The sequence below is a fragment of the Aquisalinus flavus genome (assembly GCF_014640095.1).
Lineage (GTDB): Bacteria > Pseudomonadota > Alphaproteobacteria > Caulobacterales > Parvularculaceae > Aquisalinus > Aquisalinus flavus.
Map to the genome: position 1 here is coordinate 2,034,804 of NZ_BMGH01000001.1, position 26,646 is coordinate 2,061,449.

The 26,646-nt window shown below is 62.7% G+C and carries 26 protein-coding genes and 1 pseudogene; 11 read left to right on the forward strand and 16 right to left on the reverse strand.

From position 1 onward, the window contains the following. Window positions 1–74 precede the first annotated feature (74 nt). Window positions 75–674 (forward strand): superoxide dismutase, encoded by a 600-nt coding sequence (locus tag IEV88_RS09330; protein WP_188158702.1) that lies wholly within the window; start codon window positions 75–77, stop codon window positions 672–674. A 68-nt stretch (window positions 675–742) separates the two neighbouring features. Here the strand turns inward: IEV88_RS09330 and IEV88_RS09335 are convergent, their stop codons facing one another. Continuing rightward, complete coding sequence (locus IEV88_RS09335) at window positions 743–2,284, reverse strand: alpha/beta hydrolase (RefSeq protein ID WP_188158701.1); 1,542 nt, start codon at window positions 2,282–2,284, stop codon at window positions 743–745. A gap of 215 nt (window positions 2,285–2,499) precedes the next feature. Between IEV88_RS09335 and IEV88_RS09340 the strand changes: the two genes are divergently transcribed. Beyond that, window positions 2,500–3,360, forward strand: a complete 861-nt coding sequence (locus IEV88_RS09340) for a PRC-barrel domain-containing protein (RefSeq protein ID WP_188158700.1) — start codon at window positions 2,500–2,502, stop codon at window positions 3,358–3,360. 72 nt (window positions 3,361–3,432) lie between these two features. Here the strand turns inward: IEV88_RS09340 and kdsA are convergent, their stop codons facing one another. Beyond that, a complete protein-coding gene (kdsA, locus tag IEV88_RS09345; RefSeq protein ID WP_188158699.1) occupies window positions 3,433–4,311 on the reverse strand; it encodes a 3-deoxy-8-phosphooctulonate synthase in 879 nt (292 codons plus the stop codon). A gap of 116 nt (window positions 4,312–4,427) precedes the next feature. Between kdsA and IEV88_RS09350 the strand changes: the two genes are divergently transcribed. Then, the gene (locus IEV88_RS09350; protein ID WP_188158698.1) at window positions 4,428–5,405 is read left to right on the forward strand and encodes a KpsF/GutQ family sugar-phosphate isomerase; all 978 of its coding nucleotides are present in this window, start codon (window positions 4,428–4,430) and stop codon (window positions 5,403–5,405) included. Here IEV88_RS09350 and IEV88_RS09355 read toward each other — a convergent pair. Further along, window positions 5,398–6,468, reverse strand: coding sequence for an alpha/beta fold hydrolase (locus IEV88_RS09355; protein WP_188158697.1), 1,071 nt, complete (start codon window positions 6,466–6,468; stop codon window positions 5,398–5,400). The two genes, IEV88_RS09350 and IEV88_RS09355, sit on opposite strands and share 8 nt — an antisense overlap. 70 nt (window positions 6,469–6,538) lie before the next feature. Further along, a complete protein-coding gene (bamJ, locus tag IEV88_RS09360; RefSeq protein ID WP_188158696.1) occupies window positions 6,539–7,588 on the reverse strand; it encodes a BamJ family beta-barrel-assembly machinery protein in 1,050 nt (349 codons plus the stop codon). Window positions 7,589–8,148: 560 nt separating this feature from the next. On the opposite strand from bamJ, the gene IEV88_RS09365 reads away from it, so the two are divergent. Then, on the forward strand, window positions 8,149–10,080 hold the full coding sequence (locus IEV88_RS09365; RefSeq protein ID WP_188158695.1) for a ribonucleoside-diphosphate reductase subunit alpha: 1,932 nt from the start codon (window positions 8,149–8,151) through the stop codon (window positions 10,078–10,080). A 161-nt stretch (window positions 10,081–10,241) separates the two neighbouring features. Here IEV88_RS09365 and IEV88_RS15410 read toward each other — a convergent pair. From IEV88_RS15410 to IEV88_RS09385, 5 genes and pseudogenes are all read right to left on the reverse strand, one after another. Then, a pseudogene (locus tag IEV88_RS15410) lies at window positions 10,242–10,412 on the reverse strand (IS110-like element ISHne4 family transposase); the annotation flags it as partial. A gap of 20 nt (window positions 10,413–10,432) precedes the next feature. After that, window positions 10,433–11,179: an SGNH/GDSL hydrolase family protein gene (locus tag IEV88_RS09370; protein ID WP_188158694.1), complete on the reverse strand. Its 747-nt coding sequence runs from the start codon at window positions 11,177–11,179 to the stop codon at window positions 10,433–10,435. Window positions 11,180–11,235: 56 nt separating this feature from the next. Then, window positions 11,236–12,456: a hypothetical protein gene (locus tag IEV88_RS09375; protein WP_188158693.1), complete on the reverse strand. Its 1,221-nt coding sequence runs from the start codon at window positions 12,454–12,456 to the stop codon at window positions 11,236–11,238. A gap of 1,015 nt (window positions 12,457–13,471) precedes the next feature. Next, window positions 13,472–14,563 (reverse strand): Kelch repeat-containing protein, encoded by a 1,092-nt coding sequence (locus IEV88_RS09380; RefSeq protein ID WP_188158692.1) that lies wholly within the window; start codon window positions 14,561–14,563, stop codon window positions 13,472–13,474. Between the two features lie 120 nt (window positions 14,564–14,683). Beyond that, on the reverse strand, window positions 14,684–14,884 hold the full coding sequence (locus tag IEV88_RS09385; protein ID WP_188158691.1) for a hypothetical protein: 201 nt from the start codon (window positions 14,882–14,884) through the stop codon (window positions 14,684–14,686). Window positions 14,885–15,024: 140 nt separating this feature from the next. Between IEV88_RS09385 and IEV88_RS09390 the strand changes: the two genes are divergently transcribed. After that, window positions 15,025–15,510: a flavodoxin family protein gene (locus tag IEV88_RS09390; protein WP_188158690.1), complete on the forward strand. Its 486-nt coding sequence runs from the start codon at window positions 15,025–15,027 to the stop codon at window positions 15,508–15,510. Between the two features lie 412 nt (window positions 15,511–15,922). Then, window positions 15,923–16,441 carry a DUF2306 domain-containing protein gene (locus tag IEV88_RS09395; protein WP_188158689.1) on the forward strand — a complete coding sequence of 173 codons (519 nt, stop codon included), beginning with the start codon at window positions 15,923–15,925 and terminating at the stop codon, window positions 16,439–16,441. Here IEV88_RS09395 and IEV88_RS09400 read toward each other — a convergent pair. Further along, on the reverse strand, window positions 16,435–16,941 hold the full coding sequence (locus IEV88_RS09400) for a DUF3429 domain-containing protein (RefSeq protein WP_188158688.1): 507 nt from the start codon (window positions 16,939–16,941) through the stop codon (window positions 16,435–16,437). The genes IEV88_RS09395 and IEV88_RS09400 overlap by 7 nt on opposite strands. Before the next feature lie 154 nt (window positions 16,942–17,095). Continuing rightward, window positions 17,096–17,854 (reverse strand): pyridoxamine 5'-phosphate oxidase, encoded by a 759-nt coding sequence (gene pdxH / locus IEV88_RS09405; protein WP_188158687.1) that lies wholly within the window; start codon window positions 17,852–17,854, stop codon window positions 17,096–17,098. 72 nt (window positions 17,855–17,926) lie between these two features. Between pdxH and aroC the strand changes: the two genes are divergently transcribed. From aroC to IEV88_RS09420, 3 genes are all read left to right on the forward strand, one after another. After that, window positions 17,927–19,042: a chorismate synthase gene (gene aroC / locus IEV88_RS09410; RefSeq protein WP_188158686.1), complete on the forward strand. Its 1,116-nt coding sequence runs from the start codon at window positions 17,927–17,929 to the stop codon at window positions 19,040–19,042. A 59-nt stretch (window positions 19,043–19,101) separates the two neighbouring features. Further along, entirely contained in the window at window positions 19,102–20,049 is a 948-nt protein-coding gene (locus IEV88_RS09415) for a mechanosensitive ion channel family protein (RefSeq protein WP_206711220.1), read from the forward strand. 102 nt (window positions 20,050–20,151) lie between these two features. Next, the gene (locus IEV88_RS09420) at window positions 20,152–20,466 is read left to right on the forward strand and encodes a DUF6460 domain-containing protein (protein ID WP_188158685.1); all 315 of its coding nucleotides are present in this window, start codon (window positions 20,152–20,154) and stop codon (window positions 20,464–20,466) included. Here IEV88_RS09420 and IEV88_RS09425 read toward each other — a convergent pair whose 3' ends face one another. The 3 genes from IEV88_RS09425 to IEV88_RS09435 all read right to left on the reverse strand — a co-directional run bounded on the left by IEV88_RS09425 (window position 20,467) and on the right by IEV88_RS09435 (window position 22,230). After that, on the reverse strand, window positions 20,467–20,793 hold the full coding sequence (locus IEV88_RS09425) for a winged helix-turn-helix domain-containing protein (RefSeq protein ID WP_206711219.1): 327 nt from the start codon (window positions 20,791–20,793) through the stop codon (window positions 20,467–20,469). It abuts the gene before it with no gap. A 22-nt stretch (window positions 20,794–20,815) separates the two neighbouring features. Continuing rightward, window positions 20,816–21,502: a hypothetical protein gene (locus tag IEV88_RS09430; protein WP_188158683.1), complete on the reverse strand. Its 687-nt coding sequence runs from the start codon at window positions 21,500–21,502 to the stop codon at window positions 20,816–20,818. A 311-nt stretch (window positions 21,503–21,813) separates the two neighbouring features. After that, window positions 21,814–22,230: a hypothetical protein gene (locus tag IEV88_RS09435; RefSeq protein WP_188158682.1), complete on the reverse strand. Its 417-nt coding sequence runs from the start codon at window positions 22,228–22,230 to the stop codon at window positions 21,814–21,816. A 53-nt stretch (window positions 22,231–22,283) separates the two neighbouring features. On the opposite strand from IEV88_RS09435, the gene IEV88_RS09440 reads away from it, so the two are divergent. After that, window positions 22,284–23,351, forward strand: a complete 1,068-nt coding sequence (locus tag IEV88_RS09440) for an RluA family pseudouridine synthase (protein ID WP_188158681.1) — start codon at window positions 22,284–22,286, stop codon at window positions 23,349–23,351. A gap of 6 nt (window positions 23,352–23,357) precedes the next feature. Here IEV88_RS09440 and IEV88_RS09445 read toward each other — a convergent pair whose 3' ends face one another. Both IEV88_RS09445 and IEV88_RS09450 read right to left on the reverse strand, forming a co-directional pair. Next, a complete protein-coding gene (locus IEV88_RS09445; protein WP_188158680.1) occupies window positions 23,358–23,741 on the reverse strand; it encodes a hypothetical protein in 384 nt (127 codons plus the stop codon). Continuing rightward, window positions 23,738–25,450, reverse strand: a complete 1,713-nt coding sequence (locus tag IEV88_RS09450) for a S41 family peptidase (protein WP_206711218.1) — start codon at window positions 25,448–25,450, stop codon at window positions 23,738–23,740. The genes IEV88_RS09445 and IEV88_RS09450 overlap by 4 nt, the downstream gene beginning before the upstream one ends. A gap of 285 nt (window positions 25,451–25,735) precedes the next feature. On the opposite strand from IEV88_RS09450, the gene rpoH reads away from it, so the two are divergent. Next, window positions 25,736–26,641, forward strand: coding sequence for an RNA polymerase sigma factor RpoH (gene rpoH / locus IEV88_RS09455; protein ID WP_188158679.1), 906 nt, complete (start codon window positions 25,736–25,738; stop codon window positions 26,639–26,641). Window positions 26,642–26,646: the final 5 nt, after the last annotated feature.

Here is a 26,646-nt window from a genome sequence, read left to right on the forward strand (position 1 = left end):
AAGCCGATTGACCTTTCAGCCGGCGGGATTAGGTATATCCCATCGGTTTCACCCTAACGAGAGAGGATTATCCCATGTCGATTTCCCTGCCACCGCTTCCGTATGCGGAAGATGCCCTGGCCCCGCATATCTCTGCCGAAACGCTGTCCTTCCATTATGGCAAGCACCACCAGGCCTATGTCAACAAGACCAATGACGCGATCAAGGGCACGCCCCTCGACGACGCCTCGATCGAGGAAATCGTCGTCCAGGCCAAGAAGGATGGCAATCACGGCCTGTACAACAACTCCGCCCAGGTCTGGAACCACACCTTCTACTGGGATGGCATGAAGCCCGGCGCCGGCGGCAAGCCGACAGGCGCGATTGCCGAGGCGATCGAAAAGGACTTCGGTTCCTATGAGGAATTCAAGGACAAGTTCGCTGCGGCGGGCGCCAACCAGTTCGGCTCCGGCTGGGCATGGCTGATCGCCAAGGGCGGCAAGCTGGAGATCACCAACTCCCCCAACGCCGTCAACTATCTCGACGATTCCTCGGTCACCCACCTGCTGACCATGGATGTCTGGGAGCACGCCTATTATCTCGACTACCAGAACGCCCGGCCGAAATATATCGACACCTTCCTCGACGAGCTGGTCAACTGGGACTTCGTCAACGAGAACCTTGCCAAGGCCTGATTGGCTCAAGGCACAACGCAAAAGCCCCGCCAGACCGGCGGGGCTTTTTTCGTTCGTGTGGGGCGTTTCTAGAACGGCAACACGCAGCTATTGTCCGGCTGCCCGCCGCCCCTGACATATTTCCAGTACGGCCGGCCATCATAACAGTGCCGCACGAAATTGCCGTTGCGCGCTTCGGGCAGGAAGGCGCCGCCGCGCAGCAGCGCTTCGAGATCGGCGATCGTCACCTCGCTCTCGACATAGTCGGCATGGTTCACGCCGAAGAAGTTCGACAGGATGCCGGTATTCACATCGGTGATGTCGATGGTCATCGCCTCGTCGAAGATCGACGGCCCCAGGTTCTGGTCGACCAGGCCGATGCGGGATTTCGCGTCCTCACCGCCTGACGACCCGAATCCCGGCGTGCGCAAAAAGCGCGAGAACAACACCGCCTTGTCGTCGCTGGAGGTATAGATCGTCAGCTCACCGACCAGTCCCCGCGCCGGCTCGATCCAGCGCCGGAACAGCTCGCGGTCGAGATCGCCTGCCGCGAACAGCGAGCGTTCGAAGAACGGCTCCGCATCGCCCTCGATCAGCGCCAGCCGGTTGATCGCCTGGGCTGCCAGCCGCGTGCCCATGGAATGGGCGACGAGATAGATCTTCGTCTCCTCGCCGACGCTCTCGCGCACCAGCTGCAGGAAATCGGTCAGCGGCGCAACCGAGATGTCAGCATCGTCCTGGTCCGACAGATATTCCAGCGTCGAGCCATTGGCCGGCCAGGAATAGAAGAAGGTCGGCCCGTCATAATCCATGTCGAACTTCATCTGCGCGGCGCGAAACGCGGCAGACCGGAAGGTGACGTTGAAGCCATGGACGAAGACGAGTGCCGAATTCTCATACTCTGTCGCGGCGGCAAGCTCGGCCCCGACCAGGCGCCTGAACGAGGCCGGGTCCTGCTCGTCCCAGCCCCAGATCGCGAAATACGCGTCGCGGTCGGCCATGCTCACAGTCTGGTTGGCGTTGGACAGTTTCCTCACCGGCGAGCCCGGCATGTTGAGCCGCTCGATCGGCACCGTCACGGTGACGACGCCGAGGGTCGACCGGCCGGCTGCCCGTGTCCCGAACAGGACCTGGCCGGCCTCGCTCGGCTCTTCATTCCGGTTCGTGCCGAAGAACAGGTCGACGCAATCGAAATTCGTTCCGTAGCCGGAACTGTCGATGCAGGCGCCGCTTGCGGTCGGCCCGGTTCGCAACGCCGGTTCCATGACTGATTCCGTGGGCGGCGGCGGCGCCGACTCCATCGCCATCTCGGCCTGCGCCTCGGCCTGCGCCTCGGCTTGCGCCCTGGCGCGCGCCTCTGCCTCTGCCTCTGCCCGGGCAGCGTCCTCGGCGCTCCGGCGCGCTTCGGCTTGCGCCCTTGCCTCCGCCTCCATCTGCGCCTCGTCCTGACGGGATGGCGCTGGCGCAGGCATGGGCACTGGCGCAGGCATCGGCGCGGGTGCAGCCACGGGCGGTGGCGGGGCCATCGCGACGGGCGGTTCGTCGGACATCGAACTGCAGGCCGAAACGGCCATGGCGGCAAGTACCGCTATACCGGTCGCGCAGCGGAAGGCATTGAAACTGCCGAGCATATCTTTCCCCTCGATTTACCCTTGGGCATTTATTGGCCGCAAATATGCCCTTTTCGGGGCACCCGCGCAACGCAGTAACCCGCAAGCGGGCGCTCACTCCGTGGAGGTTAATCTCTCTCCATCTTGGCCGGATTCAGCCCTTGCCATAGCCCCCTCCGTGAACTGAAAGCCAGCATCCCGTGTTCTCCCCTAGTTCCTGGAATGGAGAATTGACCATGAAAAAGATGCTGACAATGACAACCGCCCTGTTCGCCGTTGGCGCCCTCGCCGCCTGTAGTGACTCGACGGACACCGCCGACACCTATGACGACACCGAGATGGCGGCTGAAAACACCTATGACGAAAGCACCGATACCGAAATGGCATCGATGGATGAGGACACGCAAGGCGGCTATGGCGCGGATGCGACTGTAGCCAATCCAACCGGCTACAACGCGCCGGGCGATCTGAGCGCGACCGAGCGCCGTGACCTCGAAATGCGCCTCGGCTCCGCCACGACGCCGACCATCGACTATAATGGCAACACCTATATCACCCATGCGGCGCTCAATGCCCGCGATGTGACGGGTGCTGACGTTATCGGCGAGGATGGCGAGGTCGTTGCCTCGGTCGACGACGTCATCGTCGATGCTGACGGGAATGCACAAATGCTGGTCCTGTCTTCCGGCGGCTTCCTCGGTCTCGGCGACAAGCAGATCACCGTCGACTTCGCCCAGGCCAGTATCGAAATGGACGAGGATGAAGCCCGCTTCGTCACCTCCCTGACCGAGGACGGAATAGATGGCGCCACCGAGTTCGACGAGGCGGCGCTCGGCGCTGACATGATGATGGCTTCCGACCTGATCGGCGATGAAGTCATGCTTGGCTCGGTGGATGCCACCGAAACGGCTTCCGTCTATGACCTGATCATGAACACCGATGGCAAGACGGAATATGCCGTGCTCAGTACGGGTCTCGGCAGCGATCGCTATCTCGTCGATTTCAGCGCGCTCCAGCCCGGCAATGATGACGAGACATGGATGATCGCCATGACACCGGACCGCCTGATGAACGAAGATCGCGTCACCTATCTCTAGGTCCTGTTTTATCTGCACGCGAAAGGCCGCTCCATCGGGGCGGCCTTTTCTTGTTCATGAAGTCCTGTACGCCTACTCGGCAAAAAAGTGCAGGTTCTGACGCTGCTTCGTCAGCGCATCGATTTCCTTCAGCTCGATCAGGAACTGCTTGAGCAGATGCAGCGGGATCATGTTCGGCCCGTCCGACGGTGCATTGTCCGGGTCGGGATGGGTTTCGGCGAAGATGCCGGCAACGCCGACGGCGACCGCCGCCCGCGCCAGTGTCGGCACCATTTCACGCTGGCCGCCCGATGTGCCGCCCTGTCCGCCCGGTTGCTGGACGGAGTGAGTCGCATCGAAAATGATTGGCGCGCCCGTGTCCCGCGTCATGGTCGGAATACCACGAAAATCCGTAACCAGAGTATTATAGCCGAAGCTCGCGCCGCGTTCCGTGATCAGCACGTTCGGGTTCCCGGCATCGGTCACCTTGCTGACGACATTCTTCATGTCCCACGGCGCCAGGAACTGACCCTTCTTGATCTTCACGACCCGGCCAGTCTCGGCAGCCGCGATCAGCAGGTCGGTCTGACGGCACAGGAATGCCGGGATCTGCAGCACGTCAACGACTTCGGCCACCGGCTTGCACTGGGCCCGCTCATGAATATCCGTCAGTACGGGAACACCCAGCGTTTCGCGGATCTCGGCAAATACAGGCAACGCATCATCAAGCCCGACACCACGGGCGGACGACAGGCTGGTGCGGTTGGCCTTGTCGAAGGAGGTCTTGTAGACGAAGCCGATCCCCAGCTCCGTGGTGATCTCCTTGATCGCGCTTGCCACGTCCAGCGCGTGCTCCCGGCTTTCCATGGCGCAGGGGCCGGCGAACAGCATGAAGGGAAGATGGTTACCGATGTTCACATCGCCGGCATCGGCCTTGATGGTCACGGTAGAATTGCCCAATACGGTACTCATGATAATCTCCTGAATTCAGGCGCGCCTGACATTCTCGCTCGACAAAAATAATATTCACTATTAACAACCATGTCATTCTCTTTCCAGAACATGGCCAATTTCGGGGGCCACCCACGATGTCGCAACATATAGAAATTGCCAGGTCCGTTGTCGATATCGAAGCTGATGGATTGCGCAGGCTCGGCGACCTGTTGACCCCCGGACAAGACAGCCCGCTTGCCGCCGCCTTTATCGACACCATCGACCGGATCAAGGCCTCAAGGGGCCGCGTCATCGTCACCGGCATGGGAAAATCCGGGCATATCGCCCGCAAGATCGCCGCGACCCTGGCCTCCACCGGCCAGCCGGCCAGCTATGTCCATCCCGGCGAGGCGAGCCATGGCGATCTCGGCATGATCGGCCGGGAAGACGTCGTCATCGCCCTGTCCAATTCCGGGGAAACGCCGGAACTGCGCGATATCATCGGCTATTGCTCGCGCTTCGGCATTCCGCTCATCGCCATCACCTCGGGGGCGGACTCCTCCCTCGCCAAGGCGTCGGACATCATTCTCCTGCTGCCGCCAGCCAGGGAGGCCTGCAGCGAGACCCGGGCGCCGACAACCACGACGACCATGTCGCTGGTGCTCGGCGATGCCCTCGCCGTCACCCTGTTGCGCGAACGCAGCTTCTCGGCGGAGGATTTCCAGACCTATCACCCGGGTGGCAAGCTCGGCGCGACCCTGCGCAAGGTTTCCGACCTGATGTCGGCCCGCTCGGCACTGCCGCTCTGCGCGCCCGAGACGAGGATGGACGCGGTCATCTCGGAAATCACCCGCCACGGGCTCGGCTGCGTCGGCATTATCGACGAGGACGGCCTGCTGGTCGGCGTCATCACCGATGGCGATATTCGCCGCCATGTCAGCAGCGCCATGCTCTCCGAACCCGCGCGCAGCGTCATGACAAAGAGCCCGATCACGATCGCGCCGGACTCGCTCGCCGCCGAGGCGCTTCACATTCTCAGCAGCAAGCACATCACCGCGCTATTCGTCTGTGTAGAGAGAAAACCGGTCGGCCTCCTGCATGTCCATGACTGCCTCGATGCAGGGGTCATCTGACCTCGATCAGGCTTTCCATCGCCCGGAAGACCGGCTGGCGCGTCTCCGGTGCCTCGAAATTCAGGCAGTGCCGGGCCTCCTCGATATGCACCGGCATGCATTGCGCGAGCCCGTCGCGGCACAGCGCCTGTGCGGGCGCGGTCTGAACGATCCGCTCATCGCCGACGGTGACGAGAACGACAGGCAGGTCGATCCGGGCGGTATAGGTCTTATCCGTCAGCAGGTCGCCTGACCGCATCGTTTCCAGCACCCATTTATTGGTCGGCCCGTTCGAGACGCGCGCCTCAGGGTGATGGGCGAACCAGGCATCCTTGGTATGGATCGTTGCGATATTGGTCCCGCACGGATTATCGAGGTTCAAATCAGGCTGCCATGGCGCCCAGTCTTGCTGGCCGGGGGCATAGGCCTCGCCTTTTCCCGCGGCGACGGTCACCGCCACCAGCGAGCGCGCCACAGCCGCCGGATAGGGCGCCGTGTTGATGCGCACCGCCGGGGCGATCAGCACCAGCCCGTCGGCGGCCAGGTCCGGATGATCGCCGGCCGCGCGCAGGGCGACATGGCCGCCGAAACTCTCGCCATAGATCAGGAGCGGCGTCTCGACACGCCCGGACAGGTAATCGACGAAGCCGGCAAGATCCCCGGCGTAGACGGCATAATCGGTGACATAGGGCTTTTCCGGATTGCTCAGCATACGGTCAGACCCGCCCTGCCCGCGCAGGTCGAGCCCGGCGACGTCATAGCCCTGCACCATCAGCTCAGCGATGACCTGGCCATAGATGTCGAGCGTGCCGCCATAGCCCGGCACCACCAGCACGGTGCCGCGTGACGCCCCGTCACGTTGCGCCAGCCCCCAGCGCAGCCGCGTCCCGTCCGCCGCCTGCCATCGCGCATAGGTCCAGCCATCGGGCAGCGCCACGAGATTGTCGTCCAGATAGGCCGCGCTCGCGCGCATATAGGCGTCGTCGAGCACGCGCGGCTGATACGGCGCAGGCGTGCCGGCGCAACCGGCGAGCAGCAGGAGGATCAGGCCAGGAAGGGCGAGAAGGCCAGGGGTCTGTGTCATGACCGCGAGAATAAAGAAAAGGCGGCTTCCGGAAAAGCCGCCTCTGCATCTGTCAGATACCGTTCGCCCCCTATTCGGAAGCCGGCTCGTCCGGCGTTGCCGGCGGCTCCTTCACGTCGATCAGCTCGACATCGAAGACCAGCACTTCATTCGGCCCGATGCGGCCATTGCCGTCCGGGCCATAGGCCAGCGCAGGCGGGATGAAGAAGCGATAGGTGTCGCCCTCGCTCATCAGCTGCAGCCCTTCGGTCCAGCCGGGAATGACCCGGTTCAGCGGAAACTCGATCGTCTCGCCGCGGTCATAGGAGGAATCGAACACCGTCCCGTCGAGCAGCGTACCGCGATAATGCACCTCGACGATATCCGTCGCGTCCGGCGTTGCCGTGCCATTGCCCTTTTCGACGACTTGATATTGCAGGCCGGACCCGGTCGCCATCACGCCTTCTTCGGCGGCGTTTTCATCGAGAAAGGCCTGCGCCTCGGCCGCCTTTTCCGCGACCAGCGCGTCAAAGCGCTGCTGCAATTCGTCGACGGTCGTCACGTCCAGCAGCTCGACCTCGAAAACCACCGCCTCGTTCGGGCCGATCTCGCCATCGGGCGTGCCCGCTTCGCCGAAGGCCAGCGCCGGCGGGATCACGATCTCCGCCCTGCCGCCTTGCTGCATGGTCTTCACGCCTTCGCGCAGGCCGGTCATGAACACGCCGAGGGATTCCATCACCGGCTCGTCGCGCTCGAGCGAGGAATCGAACACTTCGCCATCGGCGTGACGGGCGGTGTAGTGCATGGTCACGTAATCTTCCTCTGTCGGCGAGACGCCGTCGCCCTGGGTCAGGGTGCGTACCTGAACGCCCGATTCGGTCACCACCACGCCATCGCGTTCGGCATTCTCGGCGAGGAAGGCATTGGCCTCTTCCAGGCCGGCGGCCGCGGCGGCACTGCGCTCGGCATCGGTCTGGTCGGCCCCGTTCTGCCTGTTCAGGGCGTCCGGGTTCGGCACCTCGGCCAGTTGCCCCTCGGCATCGGTCTCTGCAGTATCGGCAGCATCCTCTCCGGCATCGTTGCCGCAGGCGGCCAGCGCCACGGCACACACCCCGGCCAGTAACAGCTCTCTGAATGACATTAGGTTCGCTCCTCTCGGGAATTGAATATCGCTTGCGGCCCGCGTGATCCGCAGGCGCCCCCGCGGCACAATATGGGATATCTGCCGGCCCCGTCATCCGGCAAATTCTGAAACCTCTGTCATGAAGACAGGCCGGCACCGGGATTCGTTCCGGACCTGATCCGCCCGGCGGTAACCTTATGCTAACCATTGGGGAAAAATCGCGCCGGTCCGGGATGCACGGGGTGCGTGAAAATCCGCATCCGAAACGATAGTCAAAAGCCTCGCCACAAGGTTAACAAGGCGCATCCTGTGCGCTACCATTAACCCCCTGTTAGCAAAAAAGCGATTCGTTCCGGCCAACTGCATATTGACGAAGCAGGCCCATACCAGCACTATATGTTGTGTCAGCGAGGGCGCTGGCACCAATCTGGTGATAGAGGCAAAAGCGGGCCGGCGGCGAGGAAAACCGTTCCCGGCGCTGGACAAGATTTGCCGATTGAACCCGGGTTCGCGGGCGGGACCAAGACCCTCGCCGCAACCCCCGGAAGAAACAACCGCGTGCAAGGGAAAGAGCAACAATGTCGCCACTCGATACGATCAACGCCGCCGCCAAAATCGCTGAAACCGTCGCGAAAGCAAGCGAGCTGGCAGACCAGCAGGCGAAGAAATCCGGCGGCCGTCCTGCCACGCGCCCGACGCTGAAACTCGTGCGCGACGTCGTCGTCGACCATGCCCGCGACGCGCTGCTGACCGATTTCGGCAAGAAGACGATGGATGACCGCTACCTGCTCGAGGGCGAGTCCTATCAGGACATGTTCGCCCGCGTCGCCACGGCCTATGCCGACGATGCCGACCACGCCCAGCGCATCTATGACTATATCTCGAAACTCTGGTTCATGCCGGCGACCCCGGTCCTGTCCAATGGCGGCGCCGATCGCGGCCTGCCGATCTCCTGCTTCCTCAACTCGGTCAATGATTCCCTCGACGGCATTGTCGGCACCTGGAACGAGAATGTCTGGCTCGCCTCCAATGGCGGCGGCATCGGCACCTATTGGGGCGGCGTGCGCTCCATCGGCGAGAAGGTGAAGGGCTCCGGCGCCACCTCCGGCATCATCCCCTTCATCCGCGTGATGGATTCCCTCACCCTCGCCATCAGCCAGGGCTCGCTGCGCCGCGGCTCGGCCGCCTGCTATCTCGATGTCCACCACCCGGAAATCGAGGAGTTCCTGGAAATCCGCAAACCCTCCGGCGACTTCAACCGCAAGTCCCTGAACCTGCATCACGGCATCAACATCACCGACGAGTTCATGATTGCCGTCGCCGAGGACGCGGAATTCGGCCTGCGCTCGCCCAAGACGAACGAGGTCATCCGCACCATCAACGCCCGCAAGCTGTGGCAGAAGATCCTCGAGATCCGCCTGCAGACCGGCGAGCCCTATCTCGTCTTCTCCGACACGGTGAACCGCCAGATGCCCAAGCACCAGCGCGATCTCGGGCTGAAGGTCTCGACCTCGAACCTGTGCTCTGAGATCATGCTGCATACCGGCAATGACCATCTCGGCAATGAGCGCACCGCCGTGTGCTGCCTGTCCTCGATCAATGCCGTCAAATATGACGAATGGAAGGACGAGCCGATGTTCGTCGAGGACGTCATGCGCTTCCTCGACAATGTGCTCGAAGACTTCATCCAGCGCGCGCCGCCGGAAATGGCCAAGGCCGTCTATTCCGCCAAACGCGAGCGCTCGGTCGGTCTCGGCATGATGGGCTTCCACACCTTCCTGCAGGAGCGCGGCATTCCGTTCGAAAGCGCCATGGCGAAATCCTGGAACACCCGCCTGTTCAAGCATATCCGCATGGGCGCCGACGCCGCCTCGGTCAAACTCGCCGAGGAGAAAGGCCCCTGCCTTGATGCCGAGGAACGCGGCATCAAGCAGCGCTTCAGCCACAAGCTGGCGATCGCGCCGACGGCCTCGATCTCGATCATCTGCGGCGGCACCAGCCCCTGCATCGAGCCGATCCCGGCAAACGTCTACACCCACAAGACCCTGTCCGGCTCCTTCACCGTCAAGAATGATGCGCTCAAAGCCCTGCTCGCCGAAAAAGGTCTGGACACGGAAGAGACCTGGTCCTCCATCCTCGAGAATGAAGGCTCGGTCCAGCATCTCGATTGCCTGAGCCAGGAAGAGAAGGACATCTACAAGACCGCCTTCGAGATCGACCAGCGCTGGGTCGTAGAGCTCGCCGCCGACCGCGCCCCCTATATCTGCCAGGGCCAGTCGGTCAACGTCTTCCTGCCCGGCGATATCGACAAATGGGACCTGCACATGCTGCACTGGACGGCATGGGAAAAAGGCGTGAAGAGCCTGTACTACTGCCGCTCCAAATCAGTCCAGCGCGCCGGCTATGCCGGCTCGGCCAACAAGCCCGAAATCGACGCCAGCATCGAGGCGAACCTGAAAGCCGCAGCGGCGAACAAGACGGACTATGAGGAGTGTCTGGCTTGTCAGTAGGTGGGTGCAAGTTTAGTCCACAAAAAAGGCTCCTCACGGAGCCTTTTTTGTGGAAACCTTAGATTGGTAGAAGATCAGATTCTGATCTTCTCCTTTCGGATGTACTTTTTTCAATCTCACTTTTAAGCTTCAGCGGCGTAGCGGCGTAGCAACTGTGTTGTTCACGCTGTTTCGGGCCTGTATTCCCGTCCTTCTCGGGCCATGGCGTTGATCTGGACGAGGAGTTTTCTGGCCAGGGCGGTGATGGCCGCCTTGACCGGTTTGCCTGCGGCCTCGAGCTTGTGCCGGGCGGCTTTCATCTCGTCATTGAAGCGGCTGGCGATGAAGGCGGCACCCGCTTCGCGGCGCGCCTTCAGCGCCGCTCGGCCGCTCCGATCGCCGCGGCGATCCGGCCGCCAATCTCGCGGGACGAACGGACCGACGGGTGAATGCCGTCCGGGTCATAATCGCTGGAGTTGGAGGGGGAGACCACATCCGCCATGGCGACGAACAGGACGTCAGGATCGTGCCTGGCCATGCTTTTGATGCGTTGTGTCAAGGTCGAGAGCGTTTTACCACAATAGCCGTCGCTGGCTTCGGAAGACGGCAAGTCGTAATATCCCATTGCGACAACCCTTGCGCCAGTCGACCGGATACGCCTGACCAGTTCGGGAATCTCTCCTCGTCGGCCGTCCTCGCTGACCAGTTCGTCCAGAACCGCCGCGCATCCGCGCGCGCCACCCTCATCGCCGAGATCGTTTGCGCCACCTTCGACAACAACCCACTGCCAGTCGCGGTCGCGATACTGGGCGCGGATGTCGAGCCCCTCGACGGCCATTGCAGGATCGGGATGACTGATTGCGGCGCCCGGGACGGCCAGATTGACCACGGGTTCTCCAAGGCTCTCGCTGATTCCGTCAGCAACTGAAGCCCCGCTGTCAGAATTCCACCACATAACCGAGTCGCCGATTACGAGAATGCGGGCCTCGGGCTTGGCCGAGAGTTCGTACTCCGCGCGCTCCTCGAACCCGGCGCAGGCAGAAAGTGCAAGCACAGCAAGGCACCAGACTATTATTCCGAGAGAATTCGACCGGAAGACGTTCATTGTGAAGACGTTCATTGTGCCGCGTCCAATTGAGGTTGCTTGATGTTACACAGCCTATCGGGTTTGGGAAGCTATTGGTTTGCTTGCTGCCACTCGACATAATTCATATGGGCATTCACGATGAAATCGTGGAGCCGACGCAGGCCGTCTTCGTACATGTGATTGCCGATCGAATTGGCATCCCAGAGATCAAAAGTTGCCAGGGAAATTCGCTGGCCCTGACCGCTGCCGGAAACGTCATGGATATTGACGAGAAGCTGAAGGCCACAACCGGATCGCACCGGCAACCGGGTCGGTATATTCTGATAGGAGCCGCGGGCCGTGAAAATCGTCGGCTCGCTCCCCACCATCAGGCATCGCTCGGCCATGGCTCCCGACAGGGGGCTACCGTCAACGTCAAAGGACCAGCCGATCTGCCGATCATTGTCGAGGGATGGTTCACCATAGTGTTCAGCAAGGTCAGCGCGGAAATCGTTCAGTGTCGGTTCGTTGTCCGGCGCTGGACTATACTCCCGGTGTATACCAAAAGCTGTTCCCGGTTTGAAACCATAAAGAACGCCTGAGACCATGTGGCGATTGGTGGCCGAGTCATCGGTCGTTTCGACATAATATGAATTGATGCCGTTCACCTCAAACTGAATCATACCCTTTTCAGATGACGACTCATATTCCTCCTTCAACTGATCAAAAAGCGTCTGGAGCGAAACATCATACTCAAGCCCGGACACTTCTATGGTCCGGTCCGGATACCGGGTCGGCTGAACTTCCGGTCCCCTGACCTTTACCAGCGTTGTTTCCACGTTCCGGTTGTTCAGTGTATAGCTCGCCCGCATGCGTTCCGGCCCGGCACCGGCAAGGCGAAGGTCCGTGATCTCACCGCAGGGAACAATGACTTCCGCCTGCTCTGCTGTGGCAGCTGGAAGCAGAAAGGACGGACACCCACCAATACCGAGAATACGGGCAAGATCCTCAGTTGATTCTCTGCCCGGATGAAACCACATTCCAACCGGCGAGACGACGAGATGGGGTATTCGGCTCGAGGTTGCACCCGAGCGCTCTCGATAGGTGTCCAATCTTTCAGCCACCCATAGCCCTTCTTCAACCCCCTGAGCGCTGAGGGGTTTACCCACGGCGTCGGAAAGTTCTTGCCGAATGGCTTCCGTGCGCCCGGTCAGGGCTTTGACCCGTTCAATCGGATCAACAAAGTCCTTGTTCTTGTTCGCGCTGGAATCACTGCCGCCGCAGGCAGCGAGCGCAATCGCCAAACCGGAAAGAATAAGGATCAGTCGCATTAAAGTCTCCATGGGTCAGGTCACGGGCATGCAGAGTGTTCGCGAAAGTCTTCGCCGAGTATAGCCCCGGCCTGTGACCGTTTTTCGGCATCTTCGGTGGAAGGGGTAGATTGACTGCACTTTTAAACGGAATAACTTCCCAACGCGCATAAGGATAGACTGCTTGCCCGTCGGGGGCAATTGCAGCCGGACAGTCGCGGTTGCGTTTCAAGCCGGTTGCACCCTGACGGATGCCCCGGGATGACTGGCTGCTGAATTCTGGAAACTGTAAACTAAAAACCACTCACCAAAATCTTTTCCCCGCCCCGCGCACCACCCCCATACTCCCTTCCACGCGCCGGTGAGGATCGGCGCCGAGGGGATGGCTCCTGCCGGTGACCTGCCGGCGGCCCGTCCCATCAGGTTTCGGAAGGCCGAAGTCCCGTTCGCGGGACTGGTGAGGGTGTGCACAGCTTTGCATCGTCCTTTCGAACGGCGTCCCGCAGTAGCCTGCGGGCGGGAGAGCTATGCAATATGGCCCCGCATCGATCGCCGCCGTGTGTAGCGAGAGCTATGCCAATACTATTACTACAAATGAGGCGATGGCCGCTGCACACGGACCCCCTCGATTTCATATTCACACCGCAGCGAAATCTGACGGTGCTTTCAGTGCTGCCTCTCTTGTCTTCCCGGGGGATGCGCAGCATCAACCCGGGATCCATTTTCCAGAGGCCTTGCCGCTGCTCTCTCAAGCCAGCCTCACCGCCTCTGGAAAATGGGTCCCGGCTCGCGCTTCGCTTGGCCGGGAGGACAAGAGGGATAGTGCGGGAAGAAAATCGGCCGCGTGTCGTGCTGAGGTTTCGCTACTTTAGCTCGCCAAGGCCTTTTAAGGCCCTCTTGGCCTTAAAAGGCATGGCTGCCAATTGTCGTGCCGTGTTCTGGCTGTCAAGGAGCGTAGCCCGCCGGAGGCGGCGCGGTCTTCGACCGCGTCCTTGACAGCCAGAACACGGTGCGGCACCCACCGCTAACGAAAACACTACAGCACCAGCGCCTCGACCAGGCTCGACGTGCCATCGCCGCCGGCCCTGACCGCGCCGCCAATGGCATACAGGGTCTCGCCAATCGCCACCGCGCCGAGGCCGTGGCGCGGTGTCAGCATGTCAGGCCCGGCCTGCCACTCATCCGTTGACGGATCGTAGATCCAGACATTTGCATAAACCCCGCCGCCATCGGCGAAATATTCCCCGCCCATGGCGACCAGCCTGCCGCCGGTCACGGCCGCGGCGAGGCCGCCCTGCCCGCCATAAGGCACCTCCGGCACCGGCGCCGCCGTCCGCCAGCGATCCTCGGCGGTGTCCCAGACCTCGTGGACCCGCACATTGCCGCCCTCGACCGTGCGCCCGCCGGCGACATGGGCCGCGCCATCGAGCAGGGCCCCTGCGGCGGAGTTGCGCCTCGTCGGTGCCGGGGCTGCCCGCTCCCACGTACCGGCCGCCGCATCCAGCACCAGGTGCCGGTCGCTGTCGACATGGTCGTTCCAGGTCATGTTGGCCTCGCCCTTCGGCGTGCGCCCGCCGATGACGTGGACAATGTTGCCAACAGCGACGCACACCGTCTCGCCATGGGGCTCGGGCGCGGCCGGACCCTCCGTCCACGCATCATTTTCGGCGTCAAAGGCAAGGGTCTGATCCGTCATCGTCCAGTCGAGCCCGCCCGCCCTGGTCAGGAACCCGCCAAGCGAGAGGAGATTTCCGCCGGCGCTGACGAGGTTCGGGTGATGACGCGCAGACGGCAGCGGCGCCTCCTCGCGCCAACTGTCTTCACCGGACGCCCAGCTGACATGCCGCGCCGTCGCGCCGGCAATCTGCCCCTCCCCGGCCATCATGCCCTCGGCCATGATGCCGCCGGCGACATGGATGCGGCCCTGGTGGACCGCCGGATAGATTTCCTGCACCGCCAGCGGCAGCGGGGTCATCGCCCGCCATGGCGGCGGCAGAGGCCGGGAAGACGGGGCCTGGGAAGAAGCGGGCTGTCCCGCCAGCGCCCGCGCGCCCGTCGTCAGCGCGATCATCGCGCCGGTCCCGGCCAGCATGCTGCGCCGTGTCAGCCTCGACCTGTGATCACCCATGTTATCCTCCTCGCTCCCGGCCAGTTTAGACTGGCAGGCAACCGCAGAACAACCGGCCAATAAAAAACGCCGCCGGGATATCCCGTGCGACGCTCGAATTTCCAGGCAGGCCGGAAAGATCTATTCGCAGACCTTCTCGGTCCGGTTCGACCAGGCCGATTTGACCAGCTGGCAGTTTTCTTCCCCGGTCTCTTTTTCTGCCGATTTTTCCCCGGCGGTGGTCTGGGTGGCAGTCTCGCTGGCCATGGCGTCCTCGGCCGGCGGCGTGGCGCAGGCGGACAGGGCGAGAAGGCCGGCGGCCAGGGCAATCACGTAATTCATCAGAAGCTACTCCACAGTGTATATCGTTCCAGCACCCACCCTAGAGGAGGCTTTTGCTGCATTGCAACAGTCCCCCTGAAAAAATGCGACAAGCGGTTGCACGGTTGGCGGAGGCGAGCCACCGCCCTATCCTCGGCGCCATGGCAACACTCCTCATCGTCTGGCATTCGCGCACCGGCGGCACGCAGCAAATGGCCCGCGCGGCGCAGGACGCGGCCAGCGTGGAATGCGATGTCGCCTGCCTGCGCGCCGACGAGGCGCAAGCGGACGACCTGCTGGCCGCCGATGGCTATCTCTTCGCCGCGCCGGAAAATCTTGCCGCCCTGTCCGGGGCGATGAAGGAGTTCTTCGACCGCTGCTATTATCCGGTTTTGGGCAAGCTGGAGGGCCGGCCCTATGGCCTCATGGTCTGCGCCGGGTCGGATGGCGAAAACGCCGTGCGCCAGGCCGCGCGGATCGCCACCGGCTGGCGCCTCAAGCAGGTGCAGGAACCGCTGATCGTCTGCACCCATGCCCAGTCGCCAAAAGATATCCTCGCCCCCAAGACCATCCCCGATACTGACCTGCAGCGCTGCCGTGATCTCGGCGCCGCCCTCGGCGCAGGCCTCGCCATGGGCATGTTCTAGAGGCCGTTGCAGCGGCCGGATTAAACTTCGGAAAGGCACAGACGGTCAGCGTCCGCAGCCGCGTTGAAGGGGCAATGCCGGGCGCAACAGCCCCTACCCCGGAAGCCCCGGCAGACGACCCTCGAGATGGCGGCGGGCCTATGCCCCACCAGTCCATGGCCCGTCGCCGGCTCTCTTTGCTTCCCATCCCTCTGGAAACCCATGGTCGTACCAAACCAGGGCAGAGGGACCTGCCGGCTCGCTATCCTCCCATTGGCGAGCCGGCCCTTTCTCCGCCGCGGGAAAGATTGGCCCTGCTGCGGGAAAACTGGCCTCGGCCGGAAAAAATCGGCTCCCGCCCTCTTTTCAGCGCCCTCCGCCGGGGGTATGCTTTGCTTTGTAAAGTTCTCTAGGGGATCGAGGGGGAAATGTCATGCAGTGGCCGCCGAACTGGGAAGTCTTCACCGAGCTGTCCGACCTGCAGATCCAGCTGCACTGGGCGACGGCGACGATCGCCTTCTTGCTCGGGCTGATCATCTTCTCCCTGCCCAAGGGCACGGTGCCGCACAAGACCATGGGCGCCATCTATGCCGTGCTGATGATCACCACCGCCATCGCCGCCTTCTTCGTGCGCCGCGGCGATGTCTCCGGGCTCGACTATCTGTCGTTGAAGGGCATGACCTGGATCCACATCTTCGTCCCGCTAACCCTGTTCGGGATCTTCGGCGGGTTGTGGGGCATCCTCGTCAAGAAAGATCGCCGCGCCCATAGCGGGCCGCTGATCGGCAGCTATATCGGCGCCCTGATCATCGCCGGGGCGCTCACCTTCCTGCCGGGAAGGCGGATGCAGCTGTTTTTCTTCGGCGAGCCGGAGCGTATCGACGAGCTGGTCGAAGAATATGGCCGCGGCGCCTCGCTGATCGGCGACCTGTTAGCCGTGTTGGTTCAGTAGAGCAGTATACGGATCACGATGGCGAGCAGTGCCAGTTCCAGCATCACGGTGAGCGGGATGCGCACGGCGAGATACCAGCCCGGTGCGCCCGAGCCTTTCTTCGTCGCCGCGAGGTCATCGACGAGCAGCACCGGCAATGCCACCGCGATCAGCGCGATGCGCAGCGGGTCGATGCTCATCAGGAAGACCGGGATCGCCAGCAACAGCGGCGCGACAGCCCCGGCAAGGCTGCGGAAATCCGGTCCCTGGCGCCGCATCGCGGCAATGCCCCAGCGCACGCCACCGAAAAAGGCGAGCAGCAGCCCGCCATAGAGGGCAGCGAGCTGGCGCAGCAGCACATCCTCGCCCGGCGGCCGGGCCCAGATAATGACGGCGATGAAGATCAGCGGCAGCGCACCGGCATAGGCCAGCGCGGCAGCGGCGCCGGTCAGGCCTCTTCCACCCGGCTCAGGGGCGCCGCTTGGCTGATGTGTCTGGGTATTCGTTGTCGTCTCGGTCATGATCCCGTCTCCCTCGATGACGTGCGGGATATACCCGGCTCTGGCAGAACGAAAAGACGCAACAGTTCCATGCGCTATGTAAAACCTTCACCGGCGGGGCACCAGCATTTTTGCCAAGGTGTCGCACGCACAGCGTCAGGAGGGAAACGGATGCTCAGGGGTAAAGGTTCACGCTCTTCCAGCCGCCGCCCTTCCCCAGGGTGAACTGCTTGCGATCATGCAGGCGATAGGGCCGGTTGACCCAGAACTCGATCTCGACCGGCTGGATCAGGAAACCATGCCAATTATCAGGGCGCGGAATGTCGCGGTTCTTGTAGATTGCGTCATAATCCTCGATGCGCCGCTCCAGCGTCTCGCGCTCATCGAGCACCCGTGACTGGAACGAGGCGACGGCGCCAAGCTGCGAGCCGCGCGAGCGCGAGGCGAAATACTCATCGCTCTCCTCGGCCGACAGCGCCTCGACCGTGCCGCGCACGCGCACCTGGCGGCGGATTGATTTCCAGTGAAAGCACAACGCCGCTTTCGGCGTGCCTTCCAGCTCCAGCCCCTTCACGCTCTCGGCGCTGGAATAGAAGGTGAAACCGCGCGTGCCGACATCCTTGAGCAGCACCATGCGCACATTCGGCATGCCCGCCCGGTCGACCGTCGCCAGCGCCATCGCGTTGGGATCGTTCACCTCGTGCCTGCCGGCGAGCGCCAGCCAGTTGCGGAACAGCTGAATCGGATCTTCCTCGGTGAAGACCTCGCCCTGGTCGTCATCGACCGCGAAGGCCTCGCCGCCCTCGGATGCTTCGATATCGGACTGTGCGTCCGCCTCGCGGACGTAATCATCATCGCTCGGCGTCGCCGGGATGATGGTCTCATCCCCGCGCCCGTCACCGGACGTGCCGGATTGTTCGTTCTCGTTATCCATACGCGATTACCTCTCCAGCGGGTCTTATACCCGCTTGTCTCCCCACGCAAAGCCCCGCTATACCTCAACCTTATGTCTGACAATACTTTTGGCAAGCTGTTCCGCGTCACCACCTGGGGGGAATCCCACGGCCCGGCCATTGGCTGCGTCATCGATGGCTGCCCGCCGGGCATGCGGCTTACGCCGGAAATGATCCAGTCCGCACTCGATACGCGCAAGCCCGGCACGTCGAAATATGTCACCCAGCGCAAGGAACCGGACGAGGTCCGCATCCTGTCCGGCGTGTTCGAGGATGATCGCACGGGAGGCCCGGTGACCACCGGCACGCCGATTTGCCTGATGATCGAGAATGTCGACCAGCGCTCGAAGGATTACTCCGACATCCGCGACAAATACCGTCCCGGCCATGCCGACTACACCTATGAGGCGAAATACGGCGTGCGCGACTATCGCGGCGGTGGGCGCTCTTCCGCCCGCGAGACCGCGTCGCGCGTTGCCGCCGGGGCCGTCGCTGCCCGCGTGCTCGACCGGCTGTTCGATGGCGCGGTGAAGATCCGTGCAGGAATGGTCCAGATGGGCCCGCATAAAGTCGACCGGCAGCGCATCGACTGGGACAGTGTCGGCGACAACCCGTTCTGGTGCCCCGACCCGGTCGCCGCGCAGGAATGGGAAGCCATTCTCGACCAGGCGCGCAAGGACGGCTCGTCCATGGGCGCGATGATCGAGGTCGTGGCACAGGGCGTGCCCCCCGGCCTCGGCGCGCCGGTCTATGGCAAGCTCGACACCGAGCTTGCCGCCGCGATGATGTCGATCAATGCCGTCAAGGGCGTGGAGATCGGCGAGGGCATGAACGCCGCTGCCCTGTCCGGCATCGACAATGCCGACGAGATGCGCGCCGGCAATCGCGCGGACAATGCCAACCGCCCGCGCTTCCTGTCGAACCATGCCGGCGGCATTCTCGGCGGCATTTCCTCGGGCCAGGATATCGTCGTGCGCTTTGCCGTCAAGCCGACCTCCTCGATCCTGACGCCGCGCCAGACCGTGACCCGCACCGGCGAGGAAACGGAAATCGTCACCAAGGGCCGCCACGACCCCTGCGTCGGCATTCGCGCCGTGCCGGTCGGCATCGCCATGATGGCCTGCACGCTCGCCGACCATGCCTTGCGACACCGGGGGCAATGCGGTTAAGGGTGCCATCCGGAGAGGCCGCCCTATATGCCGCCTCATACAATCACGGAGGGATTTACATGCAGGACGCCCGGGAAACTGCTGGCGCGACGGAAGTCGTTGCCGCCGCACCGACCGATGAGAGCCAGGTCGCGGTCAACCAGATGATCGCCGAACTCAGCGAGAAGGCGATCTCGCTCGGCCTTAACATACTGGCCGCGCTGGTCATCGTCGTCGTCGGGCTGCTGGTCGCCGGCTGGATCAAGCGGGCGATCCGCAAGGGGCTGAGCAAGTCGGAGCGCATCGACCAGACCCTTGCCGGCTTCCTGTCGAGCCTCGTCTATTATATCGCCCTGGCGCTTGTGATCATCATGGTGATCGGCCGCTTCGGCATCCCGACCGCTTCCTTCGCCGCCGTGATCGGTGCTGCCGGTCTTGCCATCGGCCTCGCGCTGCAGGGCACGCTCGGCAATGTCGCGTCCGGCGTCATGATCCTCATGTTCAGGCCCTTCCGGATCGGCGATTTCGTCACCACCGGCGATGAAATGGGCACGGTCAAGGACATCAACCTGTTCACGACAGAGATCACGACCCTCGACAACAAGAACGTGATGATCCCGAACGGCATGGTCTGGCAGTCGCCGATCACCAATTTCTCCGCCAACACGACCCGCCGGATCGAGGCGATTTTCGGCATTGCCTATGACGCCGACATCAACAAGGCGATGGCGGTGATCCGCTCGGTCATTGATGCCGATGAGCGCTTCCATCAGGAGCCGGCCCCTGCCATGGGCGTCGCCAGCCTCGGCGACTGGTCGGTCAACATCACGGTGCGCGTCTGGTGCGACAGCAGCACTTATCTGGGACTGGGCTGGGAGCTCAATCAGAAAGTGAAGGAAGCCTTCGACCGCGAGGGCGTCGGCATTCCCTTCCCGACCACGATCGAGTACCAGGCCCGGTTCAAGCCGCGTCCCGAGGCCCTGCCGCCGGAAACCGCCCCGGAATCGCCGATCGATCCGGCTGCCTAGAGGGGCCGCAAGGGGGCGAACGCCCCCTTTCCTGCCCCGGTACTGCCATAATGGGATGGCATCGTCCCCCTCCGCCGAGAGGCCATGAAAGGGCATAATGTCATGAGCGATAGCGACAAGCAGACAGGCGCAGCGAGCCGCAAGAGCAGCGCAAGGCGCAGCTATGGCAGCATCATCCGCACGGTCCTGTTCCTCGTGCTGGCGAGTTTTCTTGCCGGTGTGCTGCTCGACCTGATCGGCATGGCCCCGCTCGAATTCTGGCGCGGCATCGTCGACGGCGTCCGCGATTTCTTCGCCGCCCTGTTTTCCATCGGCTGGGGCACGATCAGCCTGATCCTGAATTATGTGATCTTCGGCGCCCTGATAGTCGTGCCTGTGTGGCTCGTCGTCTTCCTGCTCAATCGCCGCAAGAAATAGCTATTCCGCTGCCGGCGGGGTCAGCAGCGCTTCCATCCGGGCGATATAGACGATCCACGCCTTGCGCCCGGCATCGGTCAGATGGCAGATCGTCTGCGGGCGCTTGTTGTTGAAGCGCTTGGTCACGCGCACATAGCCCGCCTCTTCCAGCTTCTTGATATGGATCGACAGGTTGCCATCGGTCACGCCGATGCGCTTTTTCAGATCGCTGAAATCGGCCGAGCCCGCGCCGGACAGGAACGCCATCAGCGCGAGGCGGACGCGGCCATGAATGACATCGTCTATCTCGCGGTAATCGTAGCTTTCTTCGTGTGGATCGTTCGCCACTGACGTTTTCCTGTCGTCCCGCTTACACGATATCGCTCGGCTCGTTCCGCAGCATGACATAGCCCGGTGCCAGCACCACGGCATAGGTGCCGATGGCGGCGACCAGCATATAGGCGACCGGCCAGACGGCCAGGCTCAGCAGCAATGCACAGGCGATGGCCCAGGACACGACCGATACCCAGCGATACCAGGGCTGATGCGCGACGACGGCGGTGGCAAAGAAGGCCAGGCCATAGAGCCCGAAGGCAACCGGGAACATGGTCGCGAACAGGAACCGTACCGGATAGCCACCCTCCTGCACCAGCAGCGACGCGGCAACGATCGAGAGCCAGTAGACGGTCACGAAGATTCCGCAGGCCAGCCAGGCGGCATTCACCGTCCGGTTGCTCAGCGAGGACGCGCCGGGGCGTTCACTCGACCTGCTGTTGATCACGAAGCTCAGGACCCAGCCGATTGCGAGCGCGCCGCTCCACAGGATCATCTGGTTGAAAGCGGGAATCGCGCCGGTCTCCATCAGGAAAACGGCCAGCGCGGCGGTCCCGATAAGCGCGCCCCAGACGAAGAAATTCCGCCCGCCGACCAGCGGCGTGTTGCGTCCTTCTTCGGCAATCGCCTTGATATAGGCGAGATCATCCCGGGCGCTGCCCGGACCTGCCGCCGCTACGGCTTTCGGTTTCTTGGCTGTGATTGGCTCGCCATGGATCGTCATCGGAAGCTCCCTGAAGGCGCTTTCTCGAAGCGCGACTATATACTTTGTATTTTAAAGTATATTCGCCCGGCAATCAACCCACGGACGTCCCTGCCAGGCAGGGAGCCATGGTTAACCGATAACGAAGGGGGGAGTTTCGAGAGATAAAAGTGCGGGGTGCCGTCGAGGGGGAACGAGGGGATATTTCCGGCACCCCGCCAGCAAACGGAATTGCTCCGTCTGCCTTGATTAATAGATGGCGCGTGACCGGAGATAAAAAAGGCCCGCCCTGCGTTTTTCTGGTTACAATAGTGTTATCTGCCGGTAATGATTCAGTCCCGCGCGATATCGATCACGGCCCTGTGATCGGACGTGTAGGGATCAATGATCAGGATGCGCTCTCCATCCGCAGTTTTCAGGTGCAAGGCGAGATTGCGCCCATCGAGCACCATGTCGACGATCTCCTCGCCGGGCTCCAGGCTGAGCTGCACGGCGGGGACATTTTCCCCCGTCTGGCCGATCGTCGTGACCGGCGCCGGGACAGTCTCCTCAGGCTCGTTCGATTTCACGACCAGCAGGATGACGAAGGTGATCGCCGCGACGACCAGCAGCACCCCCATGGACACGACGAGCAGTTTCAGCCCGAGCAGGTTATCCACGGGCACCTCTTCCCCTTGCGGCTGGCCGTCAGATGGCTGCGGCTGCGGCTGGGGCGCGGGGGAAGTGTTGTGCTTGTTTGCGTCGGTCATGCGAAATCCTTGAACTTGTTGACAGGCTCGGGACAACCGGTCAGGCAGTGCTTATGACGAAATCGAGCGCAGACAACAAGTCCACAGAAACAGATGACGACATTGGCGGCGACCCGGTAACCGTGACGGTCAGCGATGTCGAGGCGAAAATGCGTCTCGACAAATGGCTCGTCCTGCATTTGCCGGAGCTGTCGCGCGCCCGTATCAAGTCCCTGATCGAAAAGGACGGGGCGCTGCAAAAGGACGGCGAGACCTTCACCAACGCGTCGTGGAAGATCCGCGAGGGCGAGACCTACACCCTCATACCGCCACCGGTGGAAGACGCGACGCCGCAGCCGCAGGATATCCCCCTGACCGTGCTGTATGAGGACGAACACCTGATCGTCATCGACAAGGCCGCCGGCATGGTCGTCCATCCGGCCGCGGGCAACTGGTCCGGCACGCTGGTCAACGCCCTGCTCTATCATTGCGGTGATACGTTATCCGGTATCGGCGGCGTCGCCCGGCCCGGCATCGTCCACCGGCTCGACAAGGATACCTCCGGCGTCATGGTCGTGGCCAAGCATGACAAGGCCCATCACGGCCTGCGCGACCAATTCTCCGTCCACGACATAGAACGCGTCTATCACGCCATCGTCCATGGCGCGCCGCGGCCCGGCATCGGCACCATCGAAGCGGCGCTGGCCCGCGCCGGGGCCGATCGCAAGAAGATGAGCATTGTCGATGCCGAGGCGCATTCCAGCGCGCGCCACGCGATCACGCACTACAAGATGCTGGAAAAATTCGGGACCGGGCTCGCCAGGCTCGAGGGCGATTCCATCGCCTCGCTGGTCGAATGCCGGCTGGAGACGGGGCGGACCCACCAGATCCGCGCCCACATGGCCCATCTCGGCCATCCCCTGCTCGGCGACCCGGTCTATGGCCGCACCGGTGTGGCCGGCCTCAAGCCGGGCACGCCGGCCAGCGACAGTGCGATCGCGACGCTCGCGGCGTTTCACCGGCAGGCCCTGCATGCGCGCCAGCTCGGCTTCATCCACCCGATCACCGGCGAGGAGATGTCGTTCGAGACCGACCCGCCGGAGGATTTTGCCAGGCTGCTGGCGAGCTTCAGGCGGCTGTAGCGCGCATCAGCCCGCGAACGCCGCGCAGGTCACGCCGGACAGCACTTCCCTCTTGCCGCTGTCTTCATGGACGAGAATGCATTGTTCGCCTTTCATGACCAGGCTCAGGCGCGGCGGCCTCTCCATGATCCGCCCGCCTGCCGGATTGCCCTCGATCGAGCGCGGGAACTGCCGGTCGAGCACCAGCTCCGGACTGGCGGTCAGCACGTCGCCCGGCAGGGTCACGCCGCCGGCCCCGGTCAGGGCCTCTGCCGCCCGTTCGACTTCGCGAATATCATCTGCATCCGGAGAGACCAGCACCGCCGGCACGGCCTTGCCGGTCCCGGCGCAGGCAGCAAGGCCGGTCAGGACCAGCATCGCCGCCCCGCCCAGATGGCGGCGCCCGATCATTGCAGGCGCTCCTTTTCTTCAGCCGTCAGCGGCCGGTTCAGCGTCATCTCGCGCAGCTGCTTGCGGACCAGCCGCTCGCGGAACGCCTCCGACGCGTAGAGCGAGTTCGGATCGCGCAGATTGTAGCGGTCGACGCCAGCCATGAACAGCTGCGGGTCTTCGACGCTCTCCGGCGCAAGGCGGGAGGAGGCAGTCGTCGTTGTCGCCGCCCCGGAACACGAGCCCGTGGCCCGGTAATTCAGGGCCGCGCGCAGCATCGCCTCGTCGGGATCACCGAGCAGATGACCGAAATCGTCGCCGACGACACAGCCCTGAATCTCGGACTGGCGTGTCGGCGCCCCGGTGACCGGGATGAACCCGTCGGCATAATCGCCAAAGCCCTTGGCATTCTCGCCGCGGAACTGGATCGAGAAATAGGTCGTACCGCAATTATCCGTGCCATAGAAGCCATAGGGTTTGCCGCAGGTCGTACCACCCACAAGCACGACTTCCACGTCGATCCCGAGCAGGGAATTGATGACGGATTCACTGGCCGAGCAAGTTCCGGCCTGGGACAGGAAATAGACCCGCTCCAGGTCGAGGTCCGGCAGCGGCTGGCCCTGGTTGACCGAAAAGCCCTGTGACGTCGAATGGAACGGCGTCGGTGTCAGCGCCTCCCCGGTGACCGGGTTCGTATTCGGATATTTGTCGTTGAAGACCAGTTGCTCATAAAACGCGTTGCCGATCTGGTCCGGCCCGGCGATCATGTAGCCAAGCTCTGAAGAGATATCGAGGAACCCGCCGCCATTATAGCGTAGGTCGACGACGAGGTCGGTCACGCCCTCGTCCGAAAAGTCCTGCATCGCCTCGATCAATTGCTCCTCTGCCGTGACGACCCCGAACGTCGTCAGATGCAGATAGCCGACCTTGTCGCCATCGACGTCGAGGACGGTCGATTGCTGCACAGGGTCCACGGCAACGGTCTGTGCCGTCAGCGTGACCGTACGCTCCGCATTCGTGGCGAGGTCCCGCACAAGGAAGGTATGGCTTTCGCCAGCGGTCGACGGGAACAGGCCGTCATTCAGCGTATCGACATCATTGCCATTGGCCACATCGACCCCGTCAATGGCGAGGATTCGCGTGCCCCGTGTCAGGCCGGCATTCGCCGCGGGCGAGTTCTCCTGAACGAAGGCGATACGGATATCGCGCGGCGGCGTGCCGCGAATGATGACAAATTCTGCACCATACTGAACATCCTCGCCGGAATTGACCAATTGCTGATACTCGGCCGTATCGTAGCTGAAGTGGAACTGGTCCTTCGGCGCACCCGATGGCGTCAGCTCGTCCGTCTTCAGCAGCGCGAAATAGTCCAGCTTGTCGCTGTAATTATACGGGTTGCGGTCCTGGATTTCGTCATACCACAGATACAGCTCGTTGCTCCACGAGCGCAGCCAGAAATTCTCCAGCACGACAGAGCCGCTCCGGTCGGACGTGCCGGGCCGCGGCATGGCGCAGCGATCGACGAATTGCGACGACGGTTCGAACACGCCCGGCGTATAGGTCGGCCCGCTGGAGCCGCTGCCCCCACCACCGCCGCCGGAGCCGCCACCCCCGGTCGTGCCGCCGCCGCTGGAGGAGCCGCCGCCGCCGCCGCCGCCGCAGCCAGCCACGAGGCTGGCCATGAGAATGCACCCGGATGTCAGCAAAGCCTGCCGGAAACGTTTCGCCATGTCATACTCCCAAAACTGATAGATGGTCCTATACAACCATCTCAAGGCAGGTCCCGTCTATCGGGAAAACTGCAAACACACTCTAGGCGCGTTTGTGTCCCAAATGTGCCGGATAAGACAAATCCCGGCGTGTTTTCGCGAACTCACGGCCGTTTTCCGCCGTTCGTGAGCAGGAAATTGACCGCTGCCTCTTCAAATACGGCAATCATGTCCCATTTTTAAAGCGAGGTATTTGGGGCGCGGGTGTATCTTTGTGCCTCGCGTTAAAGACGAGGAAGATTTTTCATGGCCAATGCACTGACCACGACCAGTGGTGCCGCCCTGTCGCCGGAAGGCGGCCTGTCGCGTTATCTGTCCGAAATCCGCAAGTTTCCGATGCTGGAACGGGACGAGGAATACATGCTCGCCAAGCGGTTCAAGGAGCATGCGGACCCGGATGCGGCGCAACGGCTGATCACCTCCCATTTGCGTCTCGTCGCCAAGATCGCCATGGGCTATCGCGGCTATGGCCTGCCGGTCGGCGAGGTCATTTCCGAGGGCAATGTCGGCCTGATGCAGGCGGTCAAGAAATTCGACCCTGAGAAAGGCTTCCGCCTGTCGACCTATGCGATGTGGTGGATCCGCGCCTCGATCCAGGAATACATACTGCGCTCCTGGTCACTGGTGAAGATCGGCACCACCGCCGCCCAGAAGAAGCTGTTCTTCAACCTGCGCAAGATTAAAGGCCAGATCGACGCCGTCGACGATGGCGACATGAAGCCCGAGGAAGTCGAGCATATCGCCACCAAGCTCGGCGTGACCGAGGACGAGGTCGTGTCCATGAACCGGCGCATGGCCGGCGGCGACAATTCCCTCAACGCGCCGATGCGCAACGATGCCGAGGGCTCGTCCGAATGGCAGGACTGGCTGATCGACGAGGACGCCGTCTCCGCCGAGACCAAGCTGGTCCAGTCCGACGAGTTCGAGATGCGCATGGGCCTCTTGGAACAGGCCATGGCCGATCTCAACGAGCGCGAACAGAAGATCCTGACCGAGCGCCGCCTGACCGAAAGCCCCAGGACGCTCGAAGAGCTGTCGGCCGAATTCAACGTCAGCCGCGAGCGCGTCCGCCAGATCGAGGTCCGCGCCTTCGAGAAGCTGCAAAAGGCGATGAAGAAACTGGACCTGGAAGCACGGTCCGTGGACGCGTAAATCCG

Coding starts and splice junctions, on each gene's coding strand:
- pdxH (WP_188158687.1), bottom strand. CDS start 17,854: ATGGATAACGAGAACGAACAATCCGGCACGTCCGGTGACGGGCGCGGG.
- IEV88_RS09375 (WP_188158693.1), bottom strand. CDS start 12,456: ATGCGACTGATCCTTATTCTTTCCGGTTTGGCGATTGCGCTCGCTGCC.
- IEV88_RS09335 (WP_188158701.1), bottom strand. CDS start 2,284: ATGCTCGGCAGTTTCAATGCCTTCCGCTGCGCGACCGGTATAGCGGTA.
- IEV88_RS09395 (WP_188158689.1), top strand. CDS start 15,923: ATGCAGTGGCCGCCGAACTGGGAAGTCTTCACCGAGCTGTCCGACCTG.
- IEV88_RS09415 (WP_206711220.1), top strand. CDS start 19,102: ATGCAGGACGCCCGGGAAACTGCTGGCGCGACGGAAGTCGTTGCCGCC.
- IEV88_RS09390 (WP_188158690.1), top strand. CDS start 15,025: ATGGCAACACTCCTCATCGTCTGGCATTCGCGCACCGGCGGCACGCAG.
- IEV88_RS09380 (WP_188158692.1), bottom strand. CDS start 14,563: ATGGGTGATCACAGGTCGAGGCTGACACGGCGCAGCATGCTGGCCGGG.
- IEV88_RS09340 (WP_188158700.1), top strand. CDS start 2,500: ATGAAAAAGATGCTGACAATGACAACCGCCCTGTTCGCCGTTGGCGCC.
- aroC (WP_188158686.1), top strand. CDS start 17,927: ATGTCTGACAATACTTTTGGCAAGCTGTTCCGCGTCACCACCTGGGGG.
- IEV88_RS09435 (WP_188158682.1), bottom strand. CDS start 22,230: ATGACCGACGCAAACAAGCACAACACTTCCCCCGCGCCCCAGCCGCAG.
- IEV88_RS09355 (WP_188158697.1), bottom strand. CDS start 6,468: ATGACACAGACCCCTGGCCTTCTCGCCCTTCCTGGCCTGATCCTCCTG.
- IEV88_RS09330 (WP_188158702.1), top strand. CDS start 75: ATGTCGATTTCCCTGCCACCGCTTCCGTATGCGGAAGATGCCCTGGCC.
- IEV88_RS09430 (WP_188158683.1), bottom strand. CDS start 21,502: ATGACGATCCATGGCGAGCCAATCACAGCCAAGAAACCGAAAGCCGTA.
- kdsA (WP_188158699.1), bottom strand. CDS start 4,311: ATGAGTACCGTATTGGGCAATTCTACCGTGACCATCAAGGCCGATGCC.
- bamJ (WP_188158696.1), bottom strand. CDS start 7,588: ATGTCATTCAGAGAGCTGTTACTGGCCGGGGTGTGTGCCGTGGCGCTG.
- IEV88_RS09440 (WP_188158681.1), top strand. CDS start 22,284: ATGACGAAATCGAGCGCAGACAACAAGTCCACAGAAACAGATGACGAC.
- IEV88_RS09365 (WP_188158695.1), top strand. CDS start 8,149: ATGTCGCCACTCGATACGATCAACGCCGCCGCCAAAATCGCTGAAACC.
- IEV88_RS09385 (WP_188158691.1), bottom strand. CDS start 14,884: ATGAATTACGTGATTGCCCTGGCCGCCGGCCTTCTCGCCCTGTCCGCC.
- IEV88_RS09450 (WP_206711218.1), bottom strand. CDS start 25,450: ATGGCGAAACGTTTCCGGCAGGCTTTGCTGACATCCGGGTGCATTCTC.
- IEV88_RS09420 (WP_188158685.1), top strand. CDS start 20,152: ATGAGCGATAGCGACAAGCAGACAGGCGCAGCGAGCCGCAAGAGCAGC.
- IEV88_RS09445 (WP_188158680.1), bottom strand. CDS start 23,741: ATGATCGGGCGCCGCCATCTGGGCGGGGCGGCGATGCTGGTCCTGACC.
- rpoH (WP_188158679.1), top strand. CDS start 25,736: ATGGCCAATGCACTGACCACGACCAGTGGTGCCGCCCTGTCGCCGGAA.
- IEV88_RS09370 (WP_188158694.1), bottom strand. CDS start 11,179: ATGAACGTCTTCACAATGAACGTCTTCCGGTCGAATTCTCTCGGAATA.
- IEV88_RS09350 (WP_188158698.1), top strand. CDS start 4,428: ATGTCGCAACATATAGAAATTGCCAGGTCCGTTGTCGATATCGAAGCT.
- IEV88_RS09400 (WP_188158688.1), bottom strand. CDS start 16,941: ATGACCGAGACGACAACGAATACCCAGACACATCAGCCAAGCGGCGCC.